The 20,023-nt window shown below is 59.6% G+C and carries 24 protein-coding genes and 2 pseudogenes; 11 read left to right on the forward strand and 15 right to left on the reverse strand.

Annotated elements, in window-relative coordinates:
* Nucleotides 1-52 precede the first annotated feature (52 nt).
* From infA to trxB, 4 genes are all read right to left on the reverse strand, one after another.
* Nucleotides 53-271 carry a translation initiation factor IF-1 gene (gene infA / locus AC3IUA_RS11105; RefSeq protein ID WP_002553999.1) on the reverse strand — a complete coding sequence of 73 codons (219 nt, stop codon included), beginning with the start codon at nucleotides 269-271 and terminating at the stop codon, nucleotides 53-55.
* Between the two features lie 100 nt (nucleotides 272-371).
* Nucleotides 372-1,079, reverse strand: a complete 708-nt coding sequence (locus AC3IUA_RS11110; protein ID WP_489360847.1) for an arginyltransferase — start codon at nucleotides 1,077-1,079, stop codon at nucleotides 372-374.
* A gap of 56 nt (nucleotides 1,080-1,135) precedes the next feature.
* A complete protein-coding gene (gene aat, locus AC3IUA_RS11115; protein ID WP_489360849.1) occupies nucleotides 1,136-1,816 on the reverse strand; it encodes a leucyl/phenylalanyl-tRNA--protein transferase in 681 nt (226 codons plus the stop codon).
* 64 nt (nucleotides 1,817-1,880) lie between these two features.
* On the reverse strand, nucleotides 1,881-2,840 hold the full coding sequence (gene trxB, locus AC3IUA_RS11120) for a thioredoxin-disulfide reductase (protein ID WP_489360850.1): 960 nt from the start codon (nucleotides 2,838-2,840) through the stop codon (nucleotides 1,881-1,883).
* A gap of 275 nt (nucleotides 2,841-3,115) precedes the next feature.
* On the opposite strand from trxB, the gene ftsK reads away from it, so the two are divergent.
* The 6 genes from ftsK to cysG all read left to right on the forward strand — a co-directional run bounded on the left by ftsK (nucleotide 3,116) and on the right by cysG (nucleotide 10,643).
* The gene (gene ftsK, locus AC3IUA_RS11125; protein ID WP_489360852.1) at nucleotides 3,116-5,521 is read left to right on the forward strand and encodes a DNA translocase FtsK; all 2,406 of its coding nucleotides are present in this window, start codon (nucleotides 3,116-3,118) and stop codon (nucleotides 5,519-5,521) included.
* Between the two features lie 64 nt (nucleotides 5,522-5,585).
* Nucleotides 5,586-6,209 (forward strand): outer membrane lipoprotein periplasmic chaperone LolA, encoded by a 624-nt coding sequence (gene lolA / locus AC3IUA_RS11130; RefSeq protein WP_489360854.1) that lies wholly within the window; start codon nucleotides 5,586-5,588, stop codon nucleotides 6,207-6,209.
* Nucleotides 6,210-6,254: 45 nt separating this feature from the next.
* Nucleotides 6,255-7,580 (forward strand): replication-associated recombination protein A, encoded by a 1,326-nt coding sequence (locus AC3IUA_RS11135; protein WP_489360856.1) that lies wholly within the window; start codon nucleotides 6,255-6,257, stop codon nucleotides 7,578-7,580.
* Entirely contained in the window at nucleotides 7,577-7,951 is a 375-nt protein-coding gene (crcB, locus tag AC3IUA_RS11140; protein ID WP_150806940.1) for a fluoride efflux transporter CrcB, read from the forward strand. The genes AC3IUA_RS11135 and crcB overlap by 4 nt, the downstream gene beginning before the upstream one ends.
* A gap of 16 nt (nucleotides 7,952-7,967) precedes the next feature.
* Complete coding sequence (serS, locus tag AC3IUA_RS11145) at nucleotides 7,968-9,248, forward strand: serine--tRNA ligase (RefSeq protein ID WP_489360858.1); 1,281 nt, start codon at nucleotides 7,968-7,970, stop codon at nucleotides 9,246-9,248.
* A complete protein-coding gene (gene cysG / locus AC3IUA_RS11150; RefSeq protein WP_489360860.1) occupies nucleotides 9,249-10,643 on the forward strand; it encodes a siroheme synthase CysG in 1,395 nt (464 codons plus the stop codon). It begins immediately after the preceding gene.
* A 90-nt stretch (nucleotides 10,644-10,733) separates the two neighbouring features.
* On the opposite strand, the gene AC3IUA_RS11155 is transcribed toward cysG, so the two are convergent.
* The 8 genes and pseudogenes from AC3IUA_RS11155 to AC3IUA_RS11190 form a co-directional block, all read right to left on the reverse strand.
* Nucleotides 10,734-11,735, reverse strand: a complete 1,002-nt coding sequence (locus AC3IUA_RS11155) for a glutathione S-transferase family protein (RefSeq protein ID WP_489360862.1) — start codon at nucleotides 11,733-11,735, stop codon at nucleotides 10,734-10,736.
* Nucleotides 11,736-11,981: 246 nt separating this feature from the next.
* Nucleotides 11,982-12,983 carry a glycosyl transferase family protein gene (locus tag AC3IUA_RS11160; RefSeq protein ID WP_489360864.1) on the reverse strand — a complete coding sequence of 334 codons (1,002 nt, stop codon included), beginning with the start codon at nucleotides 12,981-12,983 and terminating at the stop codon, nucleotides 11,982-11,984.
* Nucleotides 12,980-13,315, reverse strand: a complete 336-nt coding sequence (locus tag AC3IUA_RS11165; protein ID WP_489360866.1) for a TusE/DsrC/DsvC family sulfur relay protein — start codon at nucleotides 13,313-13,315, stop codon at nucleotides 12,980-12,982. Before AC3IUA_RS11165 ends, AC3IUA_RS11160 begins: the two co-directional genes overlap by 4 nt.
* Complete coding sequence (gene tusB / locus AC3IUA_RS11170) at nucleotides 13,312-13,611, reverse strand: sulfurtransferase complex subunit TusB (protein ID WP_489360868.1); 300 nt, start codon at nucleotides 13,609-13,611, stop codon at nucleotides 13,312-13,314. Before tusB ends, AC3IUA_RS11165 begins: the two co-directional genes overlap by 4 nt.
* Entirely contained in the window at nucleotides 13,611-13,973 is a 363-nt protein-coding gene (gene tusC, locus AC3IUA_RS11175) for a sulfurtransferase complex subunit TusC (protein ID WP_489360870.1), read from the reverse strand. The genes tusB and tusC overlap by 1 nt, the downstream gene beginning before the upstream one ends.
* A gap of 1 nt (nucleotide 13,974) precedes the next feature.
* Entirely contained in the window at nucleotides 13,975-14,367 is a 393-nt protein-coding gene (tusD, locus tag AC3IUA_RS11180; RefSeq protein WP_489360872.1) for a sulfurtransferase complex subunit TusD, read from the reverse strand.
* Nucleotides 14,368-14,568: 201 nt separating this feature from the next.
* Nucleotides 14,569-14,755: pseudogene (locus AC3IUA_RS11185) on the reverse strand (DUF1275 family protein); the annotation flags it as partial.
* A gap of 67 nt (nucleotides 14,756-14,822) precedes the next feature.
* Nucleotides 14,823-15,152 (reverse strand): DUF6388 family protein, encoded by a 330-nt coding sequence (locus AC3IUA_RS11190; protein ID WP_489360873.1) that lies wholly within the window; start codon nucleotides 15,150-15,152, stop codon nucleotides 14,823-14,825.
* A 104-nt stretch (nucleotides 15,153-15,256) separates the two neighbouring features.
* On the opposite strand from AC3IUA_RS11190, the gene AC3IUA_RS11195 reads away from it, so the two are divergent.
* The 3 genes from AC3IUA_RS11195 to AC3IUA_RS11205 all read left to right on the forward strand — a co-directional run bounded on the left by AC3IUA_RS11195 (nucleotide 15,257) and on the right by AC3IUA_RS11205 (nucleotide 17,049).
* Complete coding sequence (locus AC3IUA_RS11195) at nucleotides 15,257-15,514, forward strand: hypothetical protein (protein WP_489360875.1); 258 nt, start codon at nucleotides 15,257-15,259, stop codon at nucleotides 15,512-15,514.
* A gap of 94 nt (nucleotides 15,515-15,608) precedes the next feature.
* A complete protein-coding gene (locus tag AC3IUA_RS11200) occupies nucleotides 15,609-16,070 on the forward strand; it encodes a hypothetical protein (protein ID WP_489360877.1) in 462 nt (153 codons plus the stop codon).
* A gap of 64 nt (nucleotides 16,071-16,134) precedes the next feature.
* Nucleotides 16,135-17,049, forward strand: coding sequence for a universal stress protein (locus AC3IUA_RS11205; RefSeq protein ID WP_489360878.1), 915 nt, complete (start codon nucleotides 16,135-16,137; stop codon nucleotides 17,047-17,049).
* An 88-nt stretch (nucleotides 17,050-17,137) separates the two neighbouring features.
* Here AC3IUA_RS11205 and AC3IUA_RS11210 read toward each other — a convergent pair whose 3' ends face one another.
* Complete coding sequence (locus AC3IUA_RS11210; protein WP_489360880.1) at nucleotides 17,138-17,977, reverse strand: NAD(P)H-binding protein; 840 nt, start codon at nucleotides 17,975-17,977, stop codon at nucleotides 17,138-17,140.
* A 183-nt stretch (nucleotides 17,978-18,160) separates the two neighbouring features.
* On the opposite strand from AC3IUA_RS11210, the gene AC3IUA_RS11215 reads away from it, so the two are divergent.
* Nucleotides 18,161-18,829 (forward strand): TetR/AcrR family transcriptional regulator, encoded by a 669-nt coding sequence (locus AC3IUA_RS11215; RefSeq protein WP_489360882.1) that lies wholly within the window; start codon nucleotides 18,161-18,163, stop codon nucleotides 18,827-18,829.
* On the opposite strand, the gene AC3IUA_RS11220 is transcribed toward AC3IUA_RS11215, so the two are convergent.
* Complete coding sequence (locus tag AC3IUA_RS11220; RefSeq protein ID WP_489360884.1) at nucleotides 18,795-19,055, reverse strand: hypothetical protein; 261 nt, start codon at nucleotides 19,053-19,055, stop codon at nucleotides 18,795-18,797. The two genes, AC3IUA_RS11215 and AC3IUA_RS11220, sit on opposite strands and share 35 nt — an antisense overlap.
* A gap of 246 nt (nucleotides 19,056-19,301) precedes the next feature.
* On the opposite strand from AC3IUA_RS11220, the pseudogene AC3IUA_RS11225 reads away from it, so the two are divergent.
* Nucleotides 19,302-19,424, forward strand: a pseudogene (locus AC3IUA_RS11225) (MFS transporter); the annotation flags it as partial.
* 58 nt (nucleotides 19,425-19,482) lie between these two features.
* Here the strand turns inward: AC3IUA_RS11225 and AC3IUA_RS11230 are convergent.
* Nucleotides 19,483-19,857: a DUF2784 domain-containing protein gene (locus tag AC3IUA_RS11230; RefSeq protein WP_489360886.1), complete on the reverse strand. Its 375-nt coding sequence runs from the start codon at nucleotides 19,855-19,857 to the stop codon at nucleotides 19,483-19,485.
* Nucleotides 19,858-20,023: the final 166 nt, after the last annotated feature.

Raw genomic sequence — 20,023 nt, forward strand, 5'->3', positions numbered from 1 at the left:
CGCGGCCAAACAAAAACGCCCGGCATAAGCCGGGCGTTTTGTATTGACTTGTTTATCGAGCGCGGTAAGTGATGCGCCCTTTGCTCAAGTCATAGGGCGTCAGCTCGACGCGCACTTTGTCACCGGTAAGAATACGAATGTAGTTCTTGCGCATCTTGCCGGAGATATGCGCGGTTACGACGTGCCCATTTTCCAACTCCACACGAAACATGGTGTTGGGCAGGGTGTCGACGACAGTGCCTTCCATTTCGAAGCTGTCTTCTTTCGACATGCAGTAAAGCCCTCGGTATCCAATGAATGGCCCGGTGCAACTGCGCCAGGCAAAAGCGGCGTGCATTGTGCCCGAAAAATAGGGTTTAAGCCAAGGGCTTCTAGCTCAAGGTGACCCATCGTTGGTTAATCAGTAGCTCAATGGGCCGATATTGGGTCTTGTAGCTCATCTTTTTGCAGTTTTTGATCCAGTAACCGAGGTAAACCGCGTCCAGATCCCGTCGCCGGGCCTCGCCAATTTGCCAGAGAATCGCGAACCGGCCCAGGCTGCGGCGCTCTTCTTCCGGTTCGTAGAAGGTGTAGACCGCCGACAGGCCATTGGGCAACAGATCGGTGACAGCGACCGCCAGCAGTTGTCCCTCGAGACGAAACTCATAGAATCTGGAAAACGGCAGGTCGCGGACCAGGAATGTCGAAAACTGATCGCGACTCGGTGGATACATGTCGCCATCAGCGTGGCGCTGCTCGATGTAGCGTTTGTATAGATCGAAATACTCTTCGCTGAAGCCGGGCCTTGCCGGGTGGACCTGCAGATCGGCATTGCGCTTGAGAATGCGTTTCTGCTGGCGATTGGGTGAAAACTGCGCCACAGGAATACGCGCCGGAACACAGGCATTGCAATTCTGGCAATGCGGCCGGTAAAGGTGGTCGCCGCTTCGGCGAAAGCCCATTTCCGACAGATCCGCGTAGACGTGCACATCCATGGGCTGACTAGGGTCGAGGAACAGCGTGGTGGCCTGCTCTTCGGGCAGATAGCTGCAAGAGTGGGGCTGAGTGGCATAGAACTTCAGGCGCGCCAACTCGGTCATGATCAACCCTCGGGGTATGCTTTGGATTAAGTGTAAGCCAGGCTGGAAAAAATCGCCTAGGAAACCCAGGTGGCAGTATTGGGTAGATCGAGATGCTGGCGCAGGTAGGCGGCAAAACTGCTGCGCGGTATGGCCCGGGCGCCGAGGCTGTGCAGATGGTCGGTAGGCATCTGGCAATCGATCAGCACGAAGCCCCATTGCTTGAGGTGTTTGACCAGGGTCGCGAAACCGAACTTCGAAGCGTTGTCGGCGCGACTGAACATCGACTCGCCGAAAAACAGTTGGCCCATCGCCAGGCCGTAGAGCCCGCCGACCAGCTCACCTTGATCCCAGACCTCGACCGAATGCGCATGCCCGCGCTTATGCAATTGCAGGTAGGCGTCCTGCATGGCCTCGGTGATCCAGGTACCGTCGGCATACTCGCGCGGAGCGGCGCAGGCGCCAATCACCGCGGCGAAATCGCGGTCGAAGGTCACCTCATAGCGTTGCTGGCGCAGCAGCTTGTTCAGGCTGCGCGAGACATGCAGTTCATCGGGAAACAACACGGTGCGCGGATCGGGCGACCACCAGAGAATCGGCTGGCCTTCCGAGAACCATGGAAAGCAGCCATGGCGATAGGCCTGGACCAGGCGATCGGCGGACAGATCGCCGCCAGCCGCGAGCAGGCCGTTGGGGTCGCGCATGGCTTTTTCCAGCGGCGGAAAAGTCAAGGTGTTGCGTTGTAACCAGGTCAGCATGGCATTCAGGCTTGCAGAAGGGGAGGGCGATGACGGGCTGGTGGGCCCGCCGTGAAGTGAGTTGTCAGGCGGTGGGAATGTCGTCGAGGTATTTCTCGGCGTCCAGCGCAGCCATGCAGCCAGCCCCGGCGGAAGTCACCGCCTGGCGGTAAACGTGATCGGCGACATCGCCGGCGGCAAACACGCCTTCGATTTCGGTGGCGGTAGCATCGCCTTCGCTGCCGCCTTTGACTAGCAGATAGCCATTACGCATCTCAAGCTGGCCTTCGAACAGGTCGGTGTTGGGCTTGTGGCCGATGGCGATGAATACGCCAGCCAGCGGCAACTCCCAGGTTTCGCCGGTGTGGCTATCCCGCAGGCGGGCGCCGGTCACGCCGCTGGCATCACCCAGCACTTCGTCCAGATTTTGATTCCAGTGCAGGCGGATATTGCCGTTGGCGGCTTTTTCAAACAATTTGTCCTGAAGAATCTTCTCGGAACGCAGTTTGTCGCGCCGGTGAATCAGGTGGACTTCCTTGGCGATGTTCGACAGGTACAGGGCTTCTTCAACTGCCGTGTTGCCGCCGCCGATCACCGCGACCACCTGATTGCGGTAGAAGAAACCGTCGCAAGTAGCGCAGGCGGAAACCCCTTTGCCGGCAAATGCATCTTCCGATGGCAGCCCAAGGTATTGCGCCGAGGCGCCGGTGGCAATAATCAAGGCGTCGCAGGTGTAGGTGCCGCTGTCGCCGGTGAGCTCGAACGGGCGCTGTTGCAACTTGGCGGTGTGGATGTGGTCGTAAACGATCTGTGTGTCGAAGCGTTCGGCGTGTTTTTGCATGCGCTCCATCAGTACGGGTCCGGTCAGGCCTTCGACGTCGCCGGGCCAGTTGTCGACTTCGACGGTGGTGGTCAGTTGGCCACCGGCCTGCAGGCCCGTTATGACAGTGGGTTTGAGGTTGGCGCGGGCGGCATAAACGGCGGCGCTGTAACCGGCAGGACCGGAACCGAGGATAATCAGGCGTGAATGCTTCGCTTCGCTCATAAAAACACCTCATAAGCCTTTGTCACAAAAGAGAATGCATGCTCAAATTGAACCGCGTATAGCTATGCTACACCGAAGCCGCTGGCGTGGCATCGGGCGGACAAACCCGTACAATGCCGGCATTTATCCATAGGTTGTCGGGTTTTGGAATGCAGGACCAGAGTGTTAAAAGTAGCTCCAGTTGTGCTAATTAACTTTATTACCTGCTCGGAGTGAGCAGTTTTGTGTAGTCAATCAACAGTTGGACGCGCTACAGGCGCAGGAAAAGACGCGTTTTGAAGAAATCCACCGCTACACCCAAGACAGTAGTTCCGCTCTGGCGTCAGCAACTGCACTACCGGTTGAAGGAAGGTGCACTGATTGCCATCGGAGCCTTATGCCTGTTCCTGATGATGGCATTGTTGACTTATGGCAAGGACGATCCGGGCTGGAGTCATAACAGCAAGATTGAAGACGTGCAGAACTTCGGCGGTCCTGCGGGCTCCTACAGCGCCGATATTCTGTTCATGGTGCTGGGCTATTTCGCTTATATTTTTCCGTTGCTGTTAGCGATCAAGACTTATCAGATTTTCCGTCATCGCCACGAACCCTGGGACTGGAGCGGCTGGTTGTTCTCCTGGCGCCTGATCGGTCTGGTGTTTCTGGTGCTGTCGGGCGCGGCCCTGGCGCATATCCACTTTCATGCAGCGACCGGCTTGCCGGCGGGCGCGGGTGGTGCGCTGGGTGAAAGCCTCGGCGATCTGGCGAAGAACGCGCTCAACATCCAGGGCAGTACCCTGATGTTCATCGCGCTGTTTCTGTTCGGCCTGACGGTGTTCACCGACCTCTCGTGGTTCAAGGTCATGGATGTCACCGGCAAGATCACCCTCGACCTGTTCGAACTGTTCCAGGGCGCGGCCAATCGCTGGTGGGCGGCGCGTAATGAGCGCAAGCAACTGGTTGCGCAATTGCGTGAAGTCGACAACCGGATCAACGAAGTCGTGGCCCCGACCGTGATCGACAAGCGTGAACAGGCCAAGGTCAAGGAGCGTTTGATCGAACGTGAGCAGGCCTTGAGCAAGCACATGTCCGATCGCGAGAAACAGGTTCCGCCGGTGATTGCTCCAGCACCGCCCAAAGCGCCGCCGCCCAGCAAACGCGTGGAAAAAGAGAAGCAGGCGCCGCTGTTCGTCGACAGTGCGGTCGAAGGCACCTTGCCGCCGATTTCGATTCTCGACCCGGCGGAAAAGAAACAACTCAACTATTCCCCTGAGTCGCTGGCTGCGGTCGGTCACTTGCTGGAAATCAAACTCAAGGAATTCGGCGTCGAAGTCTCGGTCGACTCGATCCATCCGGGCCCGGTGATTACCCGTTACGAGATTCAACCGGCCGCCGGGGTCAAGGTCAGCCGTATTTCCAACCTGGCCAAGGATCTGGCGCGTTCGCTGGCGGTGACCAGTGTGCGGGTGGTGGAGGTGATTCCCGGCAAGACCACTGTGGGTATCGAGATTCCCAACGAAGACCGGCAGATCGTGCGCTTCTCCGAAGTGCTGTCGACACCTGAGTACGATAATTTCAAGTCCCCGGTCACTCTGGCCCTGGGCCACGATATCGGCGGTAAACCGGTCATCACCGACCTGGCAAAAATGCCTCACTTGCTCGTTGCCGGTACCACCGGTTCCGGTAAGTCGGTGGGTGTGAACGCGATGATCCTGTCGATCCTGTTCAAGTCTGGCCCGGAAGACGCCAAGCTGATCATGATCGACCCGAAAATGCTTGAGCTGTCGATCTACGAAGGCATCCCGCATTTGCTCTGCCCGGTAGTGACGGACATGAAGGACGCGGCCAACGCCTTGCGCTGGAGCGTCGCCGAGATGGAACGGCGCTACAAACTGATGGCGAAGATGGGCGTGCGAAACCTGTCGGGCTTCAATGCCAAGGTCAAGGAAGCTCAGGACGCCGGCACGCCGTTGACCGATCCTTTGTACAAACGCGAAAGCATTCACGACGAAGCGCCGCTGCTGGTCAAGCTACCGACCATCGTCGTGGTGGTGGACGAATTCGCCGACATGATGATGATCGTCGGCAAGAAAGTTGAAGAGCTGATCGCCCGTATCGCCCAGAAGGCCCGTGCTGCTGGTATCCACTTGATCCTCGCGACCCAGCGTCCATCGGTTGACGTGATCACCGGTCTGATCAAGGCCAACATTCCAACGCGTATGGCGTTCCAGGTATCGAGCAAGATCGATTCGCGGACCATCATCGATCAGGGTGGCGCCGAACAACTGTTGGGTCACGGTGACATGCTCTACATGCCGCCGGGCACCAGCCTGCCAATCCGGGTCCACGGTGCGTTCGTTTCCGACGATGAGGTACACCGGGTGGTTGAAGCCTGGAAACTGCGTGGCGCGCCGGAATACAACGACGACATCCTCGCCGGTGTCGAAGAGGCCGGTAGCGGCTTTGACGGCGGCGGCAGTGGCGGCGACGAAGACAGCGAATCCGATGCGCTCTACGACGAAGCGGTACAGTTCGTTCTGGAAAGTCGTCGCGCTTCCATCTCCGCGGTTCAGCGCAAGCTGAAAATCGGCTACAACCGCGCCGCGCGCATGATCGAGGCCATGGAAATGGCCGGGGTCGTGACGTCCATGAATACCAACGGTTCGCGTGAAGTCCTGGCTCCAGGCCCGGTGCGCGACTGATTTGAATTGAAAGGCTGGCGCAGTAATGCGCCACCACTCTCCCACGAATGTTATGAGGACTCCCATGCGCTTTATCCGCATGCTGTTGTTGCCGGTACTGGCTTTAACCACTCTCTCGGCCCATGCCGATAGCAAAGATGTGGCGCGTCTGACCCAGTTGCTCGAAAAGTCGCAGACCCTGACGGCGCGTTTCTCGCAGCTGACCCTCGATGGCAGCGGCACTCAGTTGCAGGAAACCGCCGGTGACATGGCCTTGCAGCGTCCGGGCCTGTTCTACTGGCACACCGATGCGCCGCAGGAACAGTTGATGGTCTCCGATGGCAAGAAGGTTTCGCTGTGGGATCCGGACCTGGAGCAGGTCACCATCAAGAAACTCGATCAGCGCCTGACCCAGACTCCGGCCTTGCTGCTGTCCGGTGACGTCTCCAAGATCAGCGAAAGCTTTGACATCAGCGCCAAGGAAGCCGGCGGTGTGATCGACTTCACCCTCAAGCCGAAAACCAAGGACACCCTGTTCGACAGCCTGCGCCTGTCGTTCCGCAACGGTCTGGTCAATGACATGCAACTGATCGACAGCGTTGGTCAGCGCACCAATATCCTGTTTACCGGGGTCAAGGCCAACGAGCCGATCGCCGCGTCCAAGTTCAAGTTCGACATCCCCAAGGGTGCCGATGTGATCCAGGAATAAAGAGCAAGAATAAAGAGCAGGAAAAAGAGGTTTCAAACGCAACCCATGGATCTGTTTCGAAGTGCCCCGATTGCCCAGCCACTGGCCGCGCGCCTGCGCGCGGCCAACCTGGACGAGTATGTCGGTCAGGAACACCTGCTCGCTCGCGGCAAGCCCCTGCGTGAAGCCCTTGAGCAGGGTGCCCTGCACTCGATGATTTTCTGGGGGCCGCCGGGGGTGGGTAAAACCACCCTGGCGCGGCTGCTGGCAGAAGTCTCGGATGCGCATTTCGAAACGGTCTCGGCGGTATTGGCCGGGGTCAAGGAGATTCGCCAGGCGGTGGAAATCGCCAAGCAGCAGGCCGGGCAATACGGCCGCCGGACCATCCTGTTCGTCGACGAAGTGCATCGCTTCAACAAGTCGCAACAGGACGCCTTTCTGCCCTACGTCGAAGACGGCACGCTGATTTTTATCGGCGCGACCACGGAAAACCCCTCGTTCGAGCTCAACAACGCTCTGTTGTCCAGGGCTCGGGTTTACGTGCTCAAAAGCCTCGACGAAGCGGCGCTGCGCAAGCTGGTACAGCGCGCACTTACTGAAGAGCGCGGTTTGGGCAAACGCCAGCTGAGCCTCAGTGACGAAGGTTTCAAGATGCTGCTCACGGCCGCCGACGGCGACGGCAGGCGGTTGCTGAACCTGCTGGAGAACGCCTCCGATCTGGCCGAAGACGGGACTGAAATCGGCATCGAACTGCTGCAAAGCCTGTTGGGTGATACCCGCAGGCGCTTTGACAAGGGCGGCGAAGCCTTTTACGACCAGATCTCGGCGCTGCACAAATCGGTGCGCGGTTCCAACCCGGACGGCGCGCTGTACTGGTTCGCGCGCATGCTCGACGGCGGCTGCGATCCGCTGTATCTGGCGCGGCGCGTGGTGCGCATGGCCAGTGAAGACATCGGCAATGCCGATCCGCGCGCGTTGAGCCTGTGTCTCGCCGCCTGGGACGTCCAGGAACGCCTGGGCAGCCCCGAAGGCGAGTTGGCGGTGGCCCAGGCTATTACTTATCTGGCCTGCGCGCCGAAGAGCAATGCGGTGTACATGGGCTTCAAGGCCGCCATGCGCAGCGCCGCCGAGCACGGGTCACTGGAAGTGCCGCTGCATTTGCGCAATGCGCCGACCAAGCTGATGAAGCAGCTGGGTTATGGCGACGAATACCGTTACGCCCACGATGAGCCCGAGGCCTATGCCGCCGGTGAGGACTACTTCCCGGACGAGCTTGAGCCGCAGCATTTTTACCAGCCGGTGCCCCGTGGCCTTGAACTGAAGATCGGCGAGAAGCTCAATCACCTCGCCGCGCTGGACCGGCTCAGCCCCAGACAGCGGAGAAAGACTTGATTGCGTTGATTGTCGCGGTCTCCGTGGGAGGAGTCGCCGGGACCCTGTTGCGCTTCGCCACCGGCAACTGGATCAATGCTAATTGGCCGCGGCACTTCTATACCGCGACGCTGACCGTTAATATCGTGGGCTGCCTGTTGATTGGCATCTTATATGGTCTGTTTTTGCTCCGCCCGGAAGTGCCGCTTGAGGTGCGTGCCGGGTTGATAGTGGGCTTCCTCGGTGGCCTGACGACTTTTTCATCCTTTTCACTGGATACGCTGCGCTTGTTGGAAACCGGGCAAGCGCCGCTGGCCCTGGGCTATGCGGCAATCAGCGTATTCGGCGGGCTGCTCGCGACCTGGGCTGGCCTGTCCCTGACCAAACTTTGATAAACGAGAGACCGACATGCTCGATTCCAAACTGTTACGTAGCAACCTGCAGGACGTAGCGGACCGCCTGGCATCCCGTGGTTTTACCCTGGATGTCGCGCGCATCGAAGCGCTGGAAGAACAGCGCAAGATCGTCCAGACCCGCACCGAACAATTGCAGGCTGAACGTAACGCGCGCTCCAAATCCATCGGTCAGGCCAAGCAGCGCGGCGAAGACATTGCGCCGCTGATGGCGGATGTCGAGCGCATGGGCACTGAGCTCAATAGCGGTAAAGTCGAGCTGGACGCGATTCAGACCGAGCTGGACTCGATTCTGCTGATTATCCCCAACCTGCCTCACGAGTCCGTGCCGGTTGGCGCCGATGAAGAAGCCAACGTTGAAGTGCGTCGCTGGGGCACCCCGGCCGCCTTCGATTTCGAGGTCAAGGATCACGTCGCCCTGGGTGAGAAATTCGGCTGGCTGGACCTCGAGACCGCGGCCAAGCTCTCTGGCGCGCGATTCGCCCTGCTGCGCGGGCCGATCGCTCGTCTGCACCGCGCACTGGCGCAGTTCATGATCAACCTGCATATCAACGAACACGGTTACGAAGAGGCTTACACCCCGTACCTGGTTCAGGCGCCGGCCTTGCAGGGCACTGGCCAATTGCCGAAGTTCGAAGAAGACCTGTTCAAGATCAGCCGCGAAGGCGAGGCCGATCTGTACCTGATCCCGACCGCTGAAGTGTCGTTGACCAACATCGTGTCCGGCGAAATTCTCGATCCGAAGCTGCTGCCGATGAAGTTCGTCGCCCATACGCCGTGCTTCCGCAGTGAAGCCGGTGCGTCGGGTCGCGACACCCGCGGGATGATTCGCCAGCACCAGTTCGACAAGGTCGAGATGGTCCAGATCGTCGAGCCGAGCCAGTCCATGGAAGCGCTGGAAGGCCTGACCGGTAATGCCGAGAAAGTTCTGCAACTGCTCGAGCTGCCTTATCGCGTTCTGGCGCTGTGCACCGGCGACATGGGCTTCAGCGCGGTCAAGACCTACGACCTGGAAGTGTGGATTCCAAGCCAGGACAAATACCGCGAGATTTCCTCGTGCTCCAACTGCGGCGACTTCCAGGCCCGGCGCATGCAGGCGCGCTTCCGTAACCCGGAAACCGGCAAACCTGAACTGGTTCACACCCTGAACGGTTCCGGTCTGGCGGTTGGCCGGACCCTGGTGGCGGTGCTGGAGAACTATCAGCAGGCCGACGGTTCGATCCGTGTGCCGGCGGTGCTCAAACCCTACATGGGCGACATTGAGGTCATCGGTTAAATGGACTATCTGCCGCTGTTCCACAACCTGCGCGGCAGCCGTGTATTGGTCGTCGGTGGGGGTGAGATTGCCTTGCGCAAATCCCGCCTGCTGGCCGATGCCGGTGCGCTACTGCGGGTGGTTGCACCTGAAATAGAAGTCCAGCTGCGCGAGTTGGTGCAGAACAGTGGCGGTGAGTGTGTCTTGCGCGGTTATGCCGAGGCCGATCTCGAGGGCTGCGTGCTGATCATTGCCGCCACCGACGACGAATCGCTGAATGCGCAGGTCTCCAGGGATGCGCAGCAGCGCTGCGTACCGGTCAACGTGGTCGATGCTCCGGCATTGTGCAGCGTGATTTTCCCGGCGATCGTCGACCGCTCGCCCTTGGTGATCGCGGTTTCCAGCGGCGGCGATGCGCCGGTGCTGGCGCGGCTGATCCGGGCCAAACTGGAAACCTGGGTTCCGTCGACCTACGGCCAATTGGCCGGTCTGGCGGCGCGTTTTCGCACCCAGGTCAAAGGTCTGTTCCCGGATGTGCAACAGCGCCGGGCCTTCTGGGAAGATGTTTTCCAGGGGCCGATTGCCGATCGCCAACTGGCCGGGCAGGGCGCTGAAGCTGAACGCCTGCTGCTGGAAAAAATCAATGGCACTGCGCCTGTGGCAACCGGCGAGGTCTATCTGGTTGGCGCCGGACCGGGCGATCCGGACCTGCTGACGTTCCGCGCGCTGCGGTTGATGCAGCAAGCGGATGTGGTGTTGTACGACCGCCTGGTTGCACCGGCGATTCTTGAGCTGTGCCGGCGTGATGCCGACCGGGTCTACGTCGGCAAGCGTCGGGCTGATCACGCCGTGCCTCAGGATCAGATCAACCAGCAATTGGTGGATCTGGCCAGGCAGGGCAAGCGGGTGCTGCGCTTGAAAGGTGGCGATCCGTTCATTTTCGGCCGTGGCGGCGAAGAGATCGAGGAACTGGCGGCTCAGGGCATTGCGTTCCAGGTGGTGCCAGGTATCACCGCGGCCAGTGGTTGTGCGGCTTATGCCGGGATTCCACTGACTCATCGTGATTATGCGCAGTCGGTGCGGTTTATCACCGGACACCTGAAGGATGGCACCTCGGATTTGCCGTGGAGCGACCTGGTGGCCCCGGCGCAGACCCTGGTGTTCTACATGGGCTTGATCGGCTTGCCGATCATCTGCAACGAACTGATCAAACACGGTCGTTCGGCGGATACGCCAGCGGCCCTGATCCAGCAGGGCACTACCTCGAATCAGCGAGTCTTTACCGGCACGCTGGCCAATCTTCCACAGCTGGTCGCCGAGCATGAAGTCCATGCGCCGACACTGGTGATAGTCGGGGAAGTGGTACAGCTTCGCGAGAAGCTGAAGTGGTTCGAAGGGGCGCAGTCGCAGGTTTGATCTGCGTTGCCTGTCTTAAAAGATCGCAGCCTGCGGCAGCTCTTACGCAGGCTGCGATCTTTTTCGGGCTACACCTGAATCATCCTGCAATCATATGTTCTGCCAAACCCCTTTCCCGCTCAACCGCTCCCGATCATGACTGGCATTGAAATCCAGCGCCGGCCCCTTCGGCACGATGCCGGTAGGATTGATCGTCCGATGGCTCGCGTAGTAATGCCCCTTGATGTGGTTGAAGTCCACGGTTTCGGCAATGCCTGGCCACTGATACAGCTCCCGTAGCCAGTTCGACAGATTCGGGTAATCGGCAATCCGCCGCAGGTTGCACTTGAAGTGGCTGTAATACACCGCGTCGAAGCGAATCAGCGTGGTAAACAGGCGGATATCGGCTTCGGTGAGGTATTCGCCGGTTAGATAGCGCTTCTCGTCCAGGCGCTTTTCCAGCCAGTCGAGTTCGCTGAACAGCTCATCGAAGGCCTCTTCATAGGCCTTCTGCGAGGTGGCGAAGCCGGCTCGATAGACGCCGTTGTTGACCGCCGGATAGATCCGCGCGTTCAGTTCATCGATCGCTTCGCGCAGTGGTTGCGGGTAGAAGTCCAGGCGATTGCCGGTCAGCTCGTCGAAGGCACTGTTGAACATGCGGATGATTTCCGCCGATTCATTGTTGACGATGCGCTTTTGCTGGTTGTCCCAGAGCAGCGGTACCGTGACCCGACCGGTGTAGTCGGCGGTATCGGCGGTGTAACGCTGATGCAGCCAGGTCAGGTTATCCAGGCGGTCGCCGCTGGAGCCGAAGGCTTTATCGAAGGTCCAGCCGTTTTCCAGCATCAACCAACTGACCACGCAGACGTCGATCAGGCTTTCAAGGCCTTTGAGTTTGCGCAGGATCAGCGTGCGGTGGGCCCAGGGGCAAGCGAGCGACACATAGAGATGATAACGCCCGGCCTCGGCGGGAAAGCCGCCTTCGCCGGTCGGCCCCGGCCTGCCGTCGGCGGTCAGCCAATGGCGGCGCTGCGCTTGTTCGCGCTGGAACTCGCCGTCTTTGCCACTCTCGTACCACTGGTCACTCCAGCGCCCTTCAATCAGCAAACCCATCAGAAACTCCAAGGAGGGTGTCCCGTCTCACCAATAACTGTTGCATTTTGACGGCGTCTGTTGTCGTCAAGCTGCGTTGCCACTCCTCGCCATAGCGGGCTATGACTCGTCGCGGCGCCTTGCCTGACAACAACAGCCACTCGTCAAAAATGTAACGTATTGGTGAGGCGGGACACTAGGCATTGGAGTTCAGTCTAATCCGATGAGTTCGAACAAAAAGCGCAAAGGTTGGGCGTTAATGATCGGTTAAATCGATCTGTCCCGCGCATCCCAGTACTGCTGAGCCAGTTCGAATGCCTGGTCTCGCGCAGTGCCGAGGCCGCGCAGGGCCAGCGCCATGGTCGAGATCAGCGCCAGTTGCGGGTAGCTGTCCTGCACCTCGCCACGCCACAACGCGGTCAATTGTTCCGGGTCCAGGGTGGCGGGTTTGACATGCCGTTGAGCTGACAGCGCGGGCCATTCCTCATCCCAGCTCTCGCCACCGGTGGTGCCGTACAGATGGCTGATGCTATCCGGGTTGATTTCGATCTCGCCGCCATCGCCTTTGATGACAATGGTGTTGTCGCCCAGCAGGCCGCTGGCATCGCGGTGCACGCCTTGGTAACCAGGGTGGAAGATGCTTTGCAGGCCACAACGAGCGCCCAATGGATTGAGAATCCGCGCCAGCGAATGGATGGGCGAGCGCAAGCCGAGGGTGTTGCGCAGGTCGATCATCCGTTGCATCTGCGGCGCCCAGTCGCCGAGCGGGATAAACGCCAGATTGCCTTGCTCCAGCGCCGTACCGACCTGCTGCCAATTGCGGCACAGCGGGATCTTCAATAGCTCGAGCAGCTGTTCGCTGTACAGGCGGCCGGCGGTATGTGCGCCGCCGCCGTGCATTAGAATGCGCACGCCGTTCTGTGCCAGGCATTTGGCGGCCAGCAGGTACCACGGTAGATGACGTTTCTTGCCGGCATAGGTCGGCCAATCGATATCGACCTTCAAGGCCGGTGCCTTCAATCGCTCACGCAGCGCTTCGGTAAAGCCGGCCAGCTCTTGCGGGCTTTCTTCCTTGTGCCGCAAGAGCATCAGGAACGCGCCGAGCTGGGTGTCCTCGACTTTCTCGTCGAGCAGCATGCCCATGGCCTCCCGTGCTTCCTCGCGGGTCAGGCTGCGGGCACCACGCTTGCCTTTGCCAAGGATTCGCACAAATTGTGCAAAAGGGTGCTCGGCGGGTGTTTCGGTGATCAACGGCGCAAAATCGGTCATAAGCAATTAGTCGGCTTGGGCAGGCCCGCCAGCTTGGCGGCAAGTTTGGCGGGAGTGCCTTTGAACAGTCGGTTCAGGTGCAGGCTGTTGCCCTTGTCCGGGCCCAGCTTGAGTGCGGTGTATTTGATCAGCGGGCGGGTCGCCGGAGACAGCTGGAATTCTTGATAAAAGCCGCGCAGCAACTCGAGGATTTCCCAGTGCTCCGGGCTCAACTCGAGTTCTTCGGCAGCGGCCAGCGCACTGGCAACCTCGGTGGACCAATCGCTCAGGTTGACCAGATAACCGTCTTTATCGAGGTCGATGTTGTGTGCACCTACGATCAGCGAACTCATAGCCAGCTGTTGACCTTGTCATAGTCAATCGACAACTCGACAAACCCCGGGTAGTCGACGCTTTTGACCCAGTCAGGGACTTCCAGGCCACGGGCCTGACGGTCTTCCTCGAGGACGAACAAGCGCAGGGTGTCGACCCGTGCTTGCAGCGCGTTGAGCGGTGCGCTATCGGGTTGCAGGGCATACAGCGCGTCACCGCAGAGCAGGATGGCATCCTGCGCGCCAAGCAGGCGCAGGCAACTGGTCAGCCGGTTATCGGTAAACGGCGAGTGGGACAACACATGCAAAGTCGACATCAGAGGGTAATAACCTGGTCGTAACGATCAATAATCGAGGAGACTTGCTCCGGGTTCAGCAACTGCACAGTGTCCCTGTTCAGCGCCGAGGGTGCAAAACCACGTTCCGTCACACTGTTGCTGCAGGCGAACACATCGTCTACTCCAAACAGCGACAGGGCTTGCAGATTGGCGCTGAGATCCTTTTGCTGAACGGCTTTGGCGTTCTGTGTCGGCGCCAGCTGGAATACCCCGTCATCGAGAAACAACAGGCCGATCGGCAAATCAAAGGCGCCACCAGCCAGCACGATGTCCAGGGCTTCACGAGCACTGGGGCCGGACCAGGGTGCCTGCCGGCTGATAATCAGCAAGGATTTAGGCATTTCATGGCCCTCCGAAACAAATCAAGCGGTCGGCCGCTTGCACGGCATCATGCAGTTGCCCGAGCCCGGACAACTCCCAGGGCGCGCTCAGATTGACCGCGGAACGCTGATAGCGCCGGGCTTCCTCTTCATTCAGCACGCCACGGCGCAAGGCGGCAGCAATACATACCACGCCGTCGAGCTGATGCTCGGAGACGAAGGCGCGCCATTGCCGGGGCAGGTCCAGTTCATCCTGCGGGGTAACGGTAGTGTCTTGAGCGTTGTAAACGCCATCCTGATAGAAAAACAGCCGCACAATCTGGTGCCCACCGGCCAGCGCTGCCTGGGCAAACAGCAGGGCGCGGCGCGAGGAGGGCGCGTGGGCGGCGGAGAAAAGCGCAATGGCGAACTTCATGACGAACTCTGTCAGCAAACCTGGGGCAATGATAAAGCTTTATCGCCGGGTCGGCGAAGTCCGTTTGAGTCAGACAACTAAGACGTTACGCCAACCGTAGCAGCTGCCGAAGGCTGCGTCCGGCTGCGAAGCAGTCGCAAATCCTGCTTGCACGGTTTGTCTGGAATACCGCAGTGCCTGATTTTACGACTGCTGCGCAGAGCCGTCGCTGATCGCGACAGCCAGACGAGTGGTGTTGCCACTCATGAAGGACACAAAGTCGCCGGTGGCCATGAACCCTATGGCATCGGTCATCCCGGCTAACACCGAAAGGCTCGCCACCAGGGCGCCACTTTTGGGTGTGCCGCAGGCCGGGGTGGGAATGGTTTCCAGGTGAGGTGGGCAGCATCAGCGAAATATCATCGGCAAAAATCCTTTATAGACGCTATCAAGCTATAGGCGCCATAGGGCTTTGGTCACCTGTCGAGACCATTCAATTGGCAATATTGCTCCCAGTCCATGCCCGCCATTTCAGCGACTTCCTTGTGCACCTCCATCCTCCGGGTCTGGTAGTCCTGGGGGGATGCGGCGGTGAGCTGCAATGTTAGCTCCCAGGCAAACAGGCCCAGGCGCTCGGCTTCGGCTTCGAACGCTTCATGCAGGCGCTCCTCGCGGTACCGCTCCAGCGTCTCGCCCCTGGCCTGGGCAGCCAAAGGGTTCAAGTGATCGAGCTCATCCTTGAGCTGCGGGTGTTGCGCCAGGAATTTCTGCAGGGCCAGCTGGTGATGGTGTTCAATCGGCGGCATCGTCGGTCCTTGATGGATTGCTTGATTGTCGAGTGTAGCCACCCATGACTACGTACCACGATCTATAGTGATATTCCATGCCACCAAATAGAAGCGAGAATGCGATGAAACGATCCATTCTGTTTTTGGTTGGAGCATTGGTTGCGACGCCGCTCTTTGCTGCGGACGACCTGTGCGCTATCAATCTGCAAAAGATCAGAGAGCTTAAAGCGACTCCGGTGATGGGCCAGCCTCAACTGGATAAAATTCGAAGTACGCGAATGGAAGCAGAAAAAGCGCAAGCCGCTGGCGACACTCAAAAATGCATAAACCTGACCAATCGGGCTTTACAGGACATTAATAACGCTCAAAAAAACCAGTGACGAGGGAGGTCGGGCCGGCATCGCAGGCTCGGTCATTTATCGGCTTGCGTGACGCCTGGTCAATGACTGCATCCAGGCTGGGCGGGAGGTTGCCATGAGCTATCAATCGATTACCGAAGAGCAGTGGGCTACGGTCACTTCCGCCGCGGAAGAGGCGCAACAGCTGAAAAAATACGCGGTGCGGTTGTCCGCGAAGTTGAAGGAATATTTCGATGACGAACACTCGCGAGAGCGCCTCGGGGTAAAGTTCGAGGTCCTTGGGGATGACACGACCTGGCGGATTGAATCGCCGTTTGGTGTGGCCAGGGCGCACCTGCGGATTTTCACCAATGAAGCTGGTCTGTACGCAAAATACCTCATCGAAAGGCAGAATAAATGCCCTGCGGATCAACCGGTCTGGCAGTCGCTATGGGCCATTCATATCACCTTGCAAGGCGTGGCCCATCCAGGGCATGACAGCGCAGAACCGATCAATCTCAGGGCTTCATCAAACCATACCGACGATGCCATGGTCGGTTTGGGGCTTTCCTTGCTGTACGCGCTGGGGCAGGAGTAGCAGGCGTATATTAATAGTGTCGACCAGGCAGTAGCGGATAACCCGGGACGTTTGGAGGTGCCACATGAGCCAGTATCAGCGACTATTTCTGATAGCCGCTCCAACCATGCGCCACTCGCCGGCGATGGAGCGGGCGATCGCGATTGCCGATGCCACGGATGCAGCGCTGCATATCGCAGTATTCATCGAGGACTTTGACCTCATGCGGCTGATGAGCGACAGCAAGCAACAGCGTGAGACCTGTCGGCAAGAGAACGAGCAGTGGCTCATGGATGAAGCCGATCTGCTACGCCACAAAGGCCTCGAAGTGACCACCGAAGTGCTGGTGACCCGCGACCCGCTGCAAGAGATTCTCCAGCATGTGGCGCAGATGCAGCCAGACCTGGTGATCAAGGACCTACACCACGAATCAGCGCTCAAAGGCGCGGTCATGACCGCCGTGGATTGGCAACTGCTGCGCCATTGCCCGGTTGCGGTGCATCTGGTCAGCGAGATCCGCTGTCCGCTGCCAAGGGTGGTCGTGGCGGCTGTTGATCCGGCGCATCCGGCGGGGCAGATCCACGGGATCAACGACAGCATCATTCAGGCCGCACAGGACCTGGCCGAGCAATGCGACGCCGAACTGCATCTGCTGCATGCCTACGATCTGAGCCACACTCAGTTTGCCGATGCGGGTGCGGGCGCCGTCACCATGCCGGGCTTCGGCGCCGACGTGCGTCGCTCCCTTGAAAAAACCTTTGCTGTCCTGGCCAAGCAATACGAGGTGCCAGTCGAGCGCCAGCATTTCATCGCCGGGCCGCTGACCAAGGCCCTGGGTAACTTCGTCGCCCATAGCCGGGCCGATGTGATCGTCATGGGCAATGTGCATCACAAAGGGCTAGGCAAGCTGATTGGCAGCACCACCGAGCATGTTCTGCAGCACGTACCCTGCAACGTGTTGGCCATAGAGGGCGAGTCGATCAATAAGCAGGACGGCTGAAAGGGCTTAAGCTCGGGCCGTCGCAATCGATGCCCTTCAGGAAACACTCTCGCAGAGTGCTGCCTGGAGGGCATCTGGCCGACACTACTTAAGCAGCGCTGCCGCCCCAGACACCGCTGGCCGCCGTGCGCCGCACATAATCGGAAAAGTCCCGGGGCGGGCGGCCAAGCGCGCGTTGCACGCCGTCGGCTGTGGGTGTGTTGCGGCCATCCAGTACCGTGGTGAACAGGTAGAGCACCAGATCGATCAGCTCTGCGGGGAGCTGGCTCTGTTCCAATGCCTCGCGATAGGCCTGCGGCGCCACGCTGGCAAAGCGGATGTCGCGACCGGTGGCGCGGGCGATTTCGTCGACCGCCTCGGCGAAGGTCAGGGCGCGTGGACCGGTCAGTTCGTAGAGTTGACCGGCATGCCCGGAACTGGTCAGGGCCGCGACGGCTATCTCGGCGATGTCCTCGACGTCGACGAAAGGCTCGGCTACCGGGTTGACCGGCAACGCAAGCTCGCCCTCGAGGATTGGCTCGAGGAAATGCGCCTCACTGAAGTTCTGGCAGAACCAACTCGCGCGCAGCACCGTCCATTCGGCGCCGGACGCTTGCAACAGCTGTTCGGCCTGAGTCGCCTCGACCTCGCCGCGTCCCGACAGCAGCACCAACTTGCGAGCACCGCTGTCGAGCGCCTGATTAATGAAGGCCCGGACTGTCTCGAGGGCGTTTGGCACCGCCAGGTCCGGCTGGTAGGTGATATAGACGGCCTGAATCCCTTCAAGCACGGCACTCCAGGTGGAGCGGTCTTCCCAGTCGAAGGGCGGGTTCGCCGCGCGCGATCCGCGACGTACCGGGTGCCCCGCGGCTTGAAGTCGTTCGGCGACCCGCCGGCCAGTTTTACCGTTGACACCGAGCACCAGGATTAAATCGTTGGAGGTCTTCATCAGGTTTGGCTCCGATTAAATGTGAGCAATGCTCACGTTCAATAAAATGATAAACCCTCATATTTTACAGTCAAGCAAGCCAACCGGCGAACCGACGGAAGGCGCGGCCGGGTGCTCTTTGTCATTCCAGACATCCGATGCTAAGGTGAGGACTCGTCATATTTGATTCCGGGGATCGCGCGAGTGCGAAAAAAAGCGCCTGCTACAGCTTTACCACCCGCAGTGGAACCGGCACTGGCGCGTCGTATGCCGACGCAACAGCGCAGCCGGGAACGGCTGGAGCGGATCTTGTTGGTGGCCACCGGGTTGATCGCGGCCAAGGGCAGCGATCAGGTGAAGATGAGTGAGATCGCCGAGCTGGCGGAAATCTCGATTGGTTCGCTCTATCAGTATTTCCCCGACAAGAGCGCGGTGATCCGCACCCTGGCCGAGCGTTACAACGCCGAGAGCCGGCGCTGCATTGACGCGGCACTGGCCGACGTCCAGGACCTCGAAGGCCTGCGGGTTGCTTACTCGAGCCTGCTGGATCAGTACTACCAGATCGTCCTCGCAACCCCTGCGATGCGCGACATATGGTCCGCCATGCAGGCCGACAGGCAACTGCTGGCGCTCGAACTGGAGGAAAGCCGCGTGGCCGGAACGATGCTCGCCGAGGCAATGCGCCGCGTGCATCCGCAGGCCGATCCGCAACGCATTTGCGAGTCGGCGTTCCTGATCTGGCATCTGGGCGAGGCGACCGTGCGACTGGCTATTTCCTACGAGGTCGAGGAAGGGCGTGCGCTGGTGGATGCTTTCAAGCGAATGTCCCTGCGCGAGATCATGCAGCCCCCGGCGGCGGCTCATCGCCTTTAGAGCGTTTGATATGCCGGCCCTTCACCTCATTGGCGTAGGCGGTCAGCCGCTTCTCGTTGTCCTGGAATAAATCACACATCCTGCGCATCGCCTGGGCGTCGGCGTCATTCCCGGCAATTTTCAATTGTTCAGCGATACGCAGTAATTCGACAGCCGACCAGCGCAAGTCAGACGCGATGCCCTGAAGGTCGCGCCTCAGATCCTGTTCAAGTTCGTTGAGCCACATGATGACCTCCTTCAAATACCCACCGCCCCAGAGGACTGATCAGGCGCCTGCGGGGTTGAACCAGCACCGGTTGAAGTGCCATTGAATGGATTAAGCCACTTCCAATAGTAGCTGACCGGAGCCGGGTTAATGACCTTGGGTCCCTTGCGGCAATTGGCCGACAGATCGGCAAGGCGAAACCGCTGATTTACCCGGGCGCACCGCAAAGTCTGACCGATACTCACAAGGGCGCGCTCGACGCCGACCGCCGAGGAACTGGCGCCTTCGTTGCATTGGCCGCAACCGCCGTTGGCCGAAAACACCGATCCGGAGCGCGGAGCGGTCATGATCACTCTCGAGTACGACATACCGGTCGAGCAGGCAGTTTCAGAGCGAGGGCGTTGCTGTGCGGGTTCGTCACTACCTCAAGGGGTAAGTCGCAAGGGGGCTAAATGCTCCGCCAAGGCTTCCAGCGTCTCAGTAACCACAGGTAGACCAGCAGATTGATCAGCAGCACCAGTGCGCCCAGCCATAGTTGTATGCCGGCTGTCAGCCCTGCCGGATAAATCAGCGGCCAAATATAATGCTCGATGAAACTGCTGCCATAACCGGACTCGCCGGCGGCCAGGCGCATCTGGTTTTCCCATCCGGTCAACGGACAGGGCCAGTGGAACACCTCGACCGCCACCCCCCAGGCCACCGCAGGCAAGTGCCACCAGCACAGCGAGCGCCATTTGAGCACCAGCAGCCCGCCGCCCAGCACGAAGACAATAAACAACAGATGGAACAGCACCAGCCCGTCGGCGGCTATCCGGTAGAGCATGTGGCCTCCGTCGTTTCTGGCGGGTGAGGGGAACTCACCATAGCACCGGGGGGAAACCCGTGAGTTCAAAGGTAGGTCGAGCGTTGGTACGCATTTGAGCTGGTTGTGTTTGTCATCCGATGGCCTTTGACCAGACATTTGATATTCAATGGATTACCTGGTTCAT

Source organism: Pseudomonas sp. KH_050, assembly GCF_057838875.1.

Coding starts and splice junctions, on each gene's coding strand:
- infA (WP_002553999.1), bottom strand. CDS start 271: ATGTCGAAAGAAGACAGCTTCGAAATGGAAGGCACTGTCGTCGACACC.
- AC3IUA_RS11110 (WP_489360847.1), bottom strand. CDS start 1,079: ATGACCGAGTTGGCGCGCCTGAAGTTCTATGCCACTCAGCCCCACTCT.
- aat (WP_489360849.1), bottom strand. CDS start 1,816: ATGCTGACCTGGTTACAACGCAACACCTTGACTTTTCCGCCGCTGGAA.
- trxB (WP_489360850.1), bottom strand. CDS start 2,840: ATGAGCGAAGCGAAGCATTCACGCCTGATTATCCTCGGTTCCGGTCCT.
- lolA (WP_489360854.1), top strand. CDS start 5,586: ATGCGCTTTATCCGCATGCTGTTGTTGCCGGTACTGGCTTTAACCACT.
- AC3IUA_RS11135 (WP_489360856.1), top strand. CDS start 6,255: ATGGATCTGTTTCGAAGTGCCCCGATTGCCCAGCCACTGGCCGCGCGC.
- serS (WP_489360858.1), top strand. CDS start 7,968: ATGCTCGATTCCAAACTGTTACGTAGCAACCTGCAGGACGTAGCGGAC.
- cysG (WP_489360860.1), top strand. CDS start 9,249: ATGGACTATCTGCCGCTGTTCCACAACCTGCGCGGCAGCCGTGTATTG.
- AC3IUA_RS11155 (WP_489360862.1), bottom strand. CDS start 11,735: ATGGGTTTGCTGATTGAAGGGCGCTGGAGTGACCAGTGGTACGAGAGT.
- AC3IUA_RS11160 (WP_489360864.1), bottom strand. CDS start 12,983: ATGACCGATTTTGCGCCGTTGATCACCGAAACACCCGCCGAGCACCCT.
- AC3IUA_RS11165 (WP_489360866.1), bottom strand. CDS start 13,315: ATGAGTTCGCTGATCGTAGGTGCACACAACATCGACCTCGATAAAGAC.
- tusB (WP_489360868.1), bottom strand. CDS start 13,611: ATGTCGACTTTGCATGTGTTGTCCCACTCGCCGTTTACCGATAACCGG.
- tusC (WP_489360870.1), bottom strand. CDS start 13,973: ATGCCTAAATCCTTGCTGATTATCAGCCGGCAGGCACCCTGGTCCGGC.
- tusD (WP_489360872.1), bottom strand. CDS start 14,367: ATGAAGTTCGCCATTGCGCTTTTCTCCGCCGCCCACGCGCCCTCCTCG.
- AC3IUA_RS11190 (WP_489360873.1), bottom strand. CDS start 15,152: ATGCCGCCGATTGAACACCATCACCAGCTGGCCCTGCAGAAATTCCTG.
- AC3IUA_RS11195 (WP_489360875.1), top strand. CDS start 15,257: ATGAAACGATCCATTCTGTTTTTGGTTGGAGCATTGGTTGCGACGCCG.
- AC3IUA_RS11200 (WP_489360877.1), top strand. CDS start 15,609: ATGAGCTATCAATCGATTACCGAAGAGCAGTGGGCTACGGTCACTTCC.
- AC3IUA_RS11205 (WP_489360878.1), top strand. CDS start 16,135: ATGAGCCAGTATCAGCGACTATTTCTGATAGCCGCTCCAACCATGCGC.
- AC3IUA_RS11210 (WP_489360880.1), bottom strand. CDS start 17,977: ATGAAGACCTCCAACGATTTAATCCTGGTGCTCGGTGTCAACGGTAAA.
- AC3IUA_RS11220 (WP_489360884.1), bottom strand. CDS start 19,055: ATGTGGCTCAACGAACTTGAACAGGATCTGAGGCGCGACCTTCAGGGC.
- AC3IUA_RS11230 (WP_489360886.1), bottom strand. CDS start 19,857: ATGCTCTACCGGATAGCCGCCGACGGGCTGGTGCTGTTCCATCTGTTG.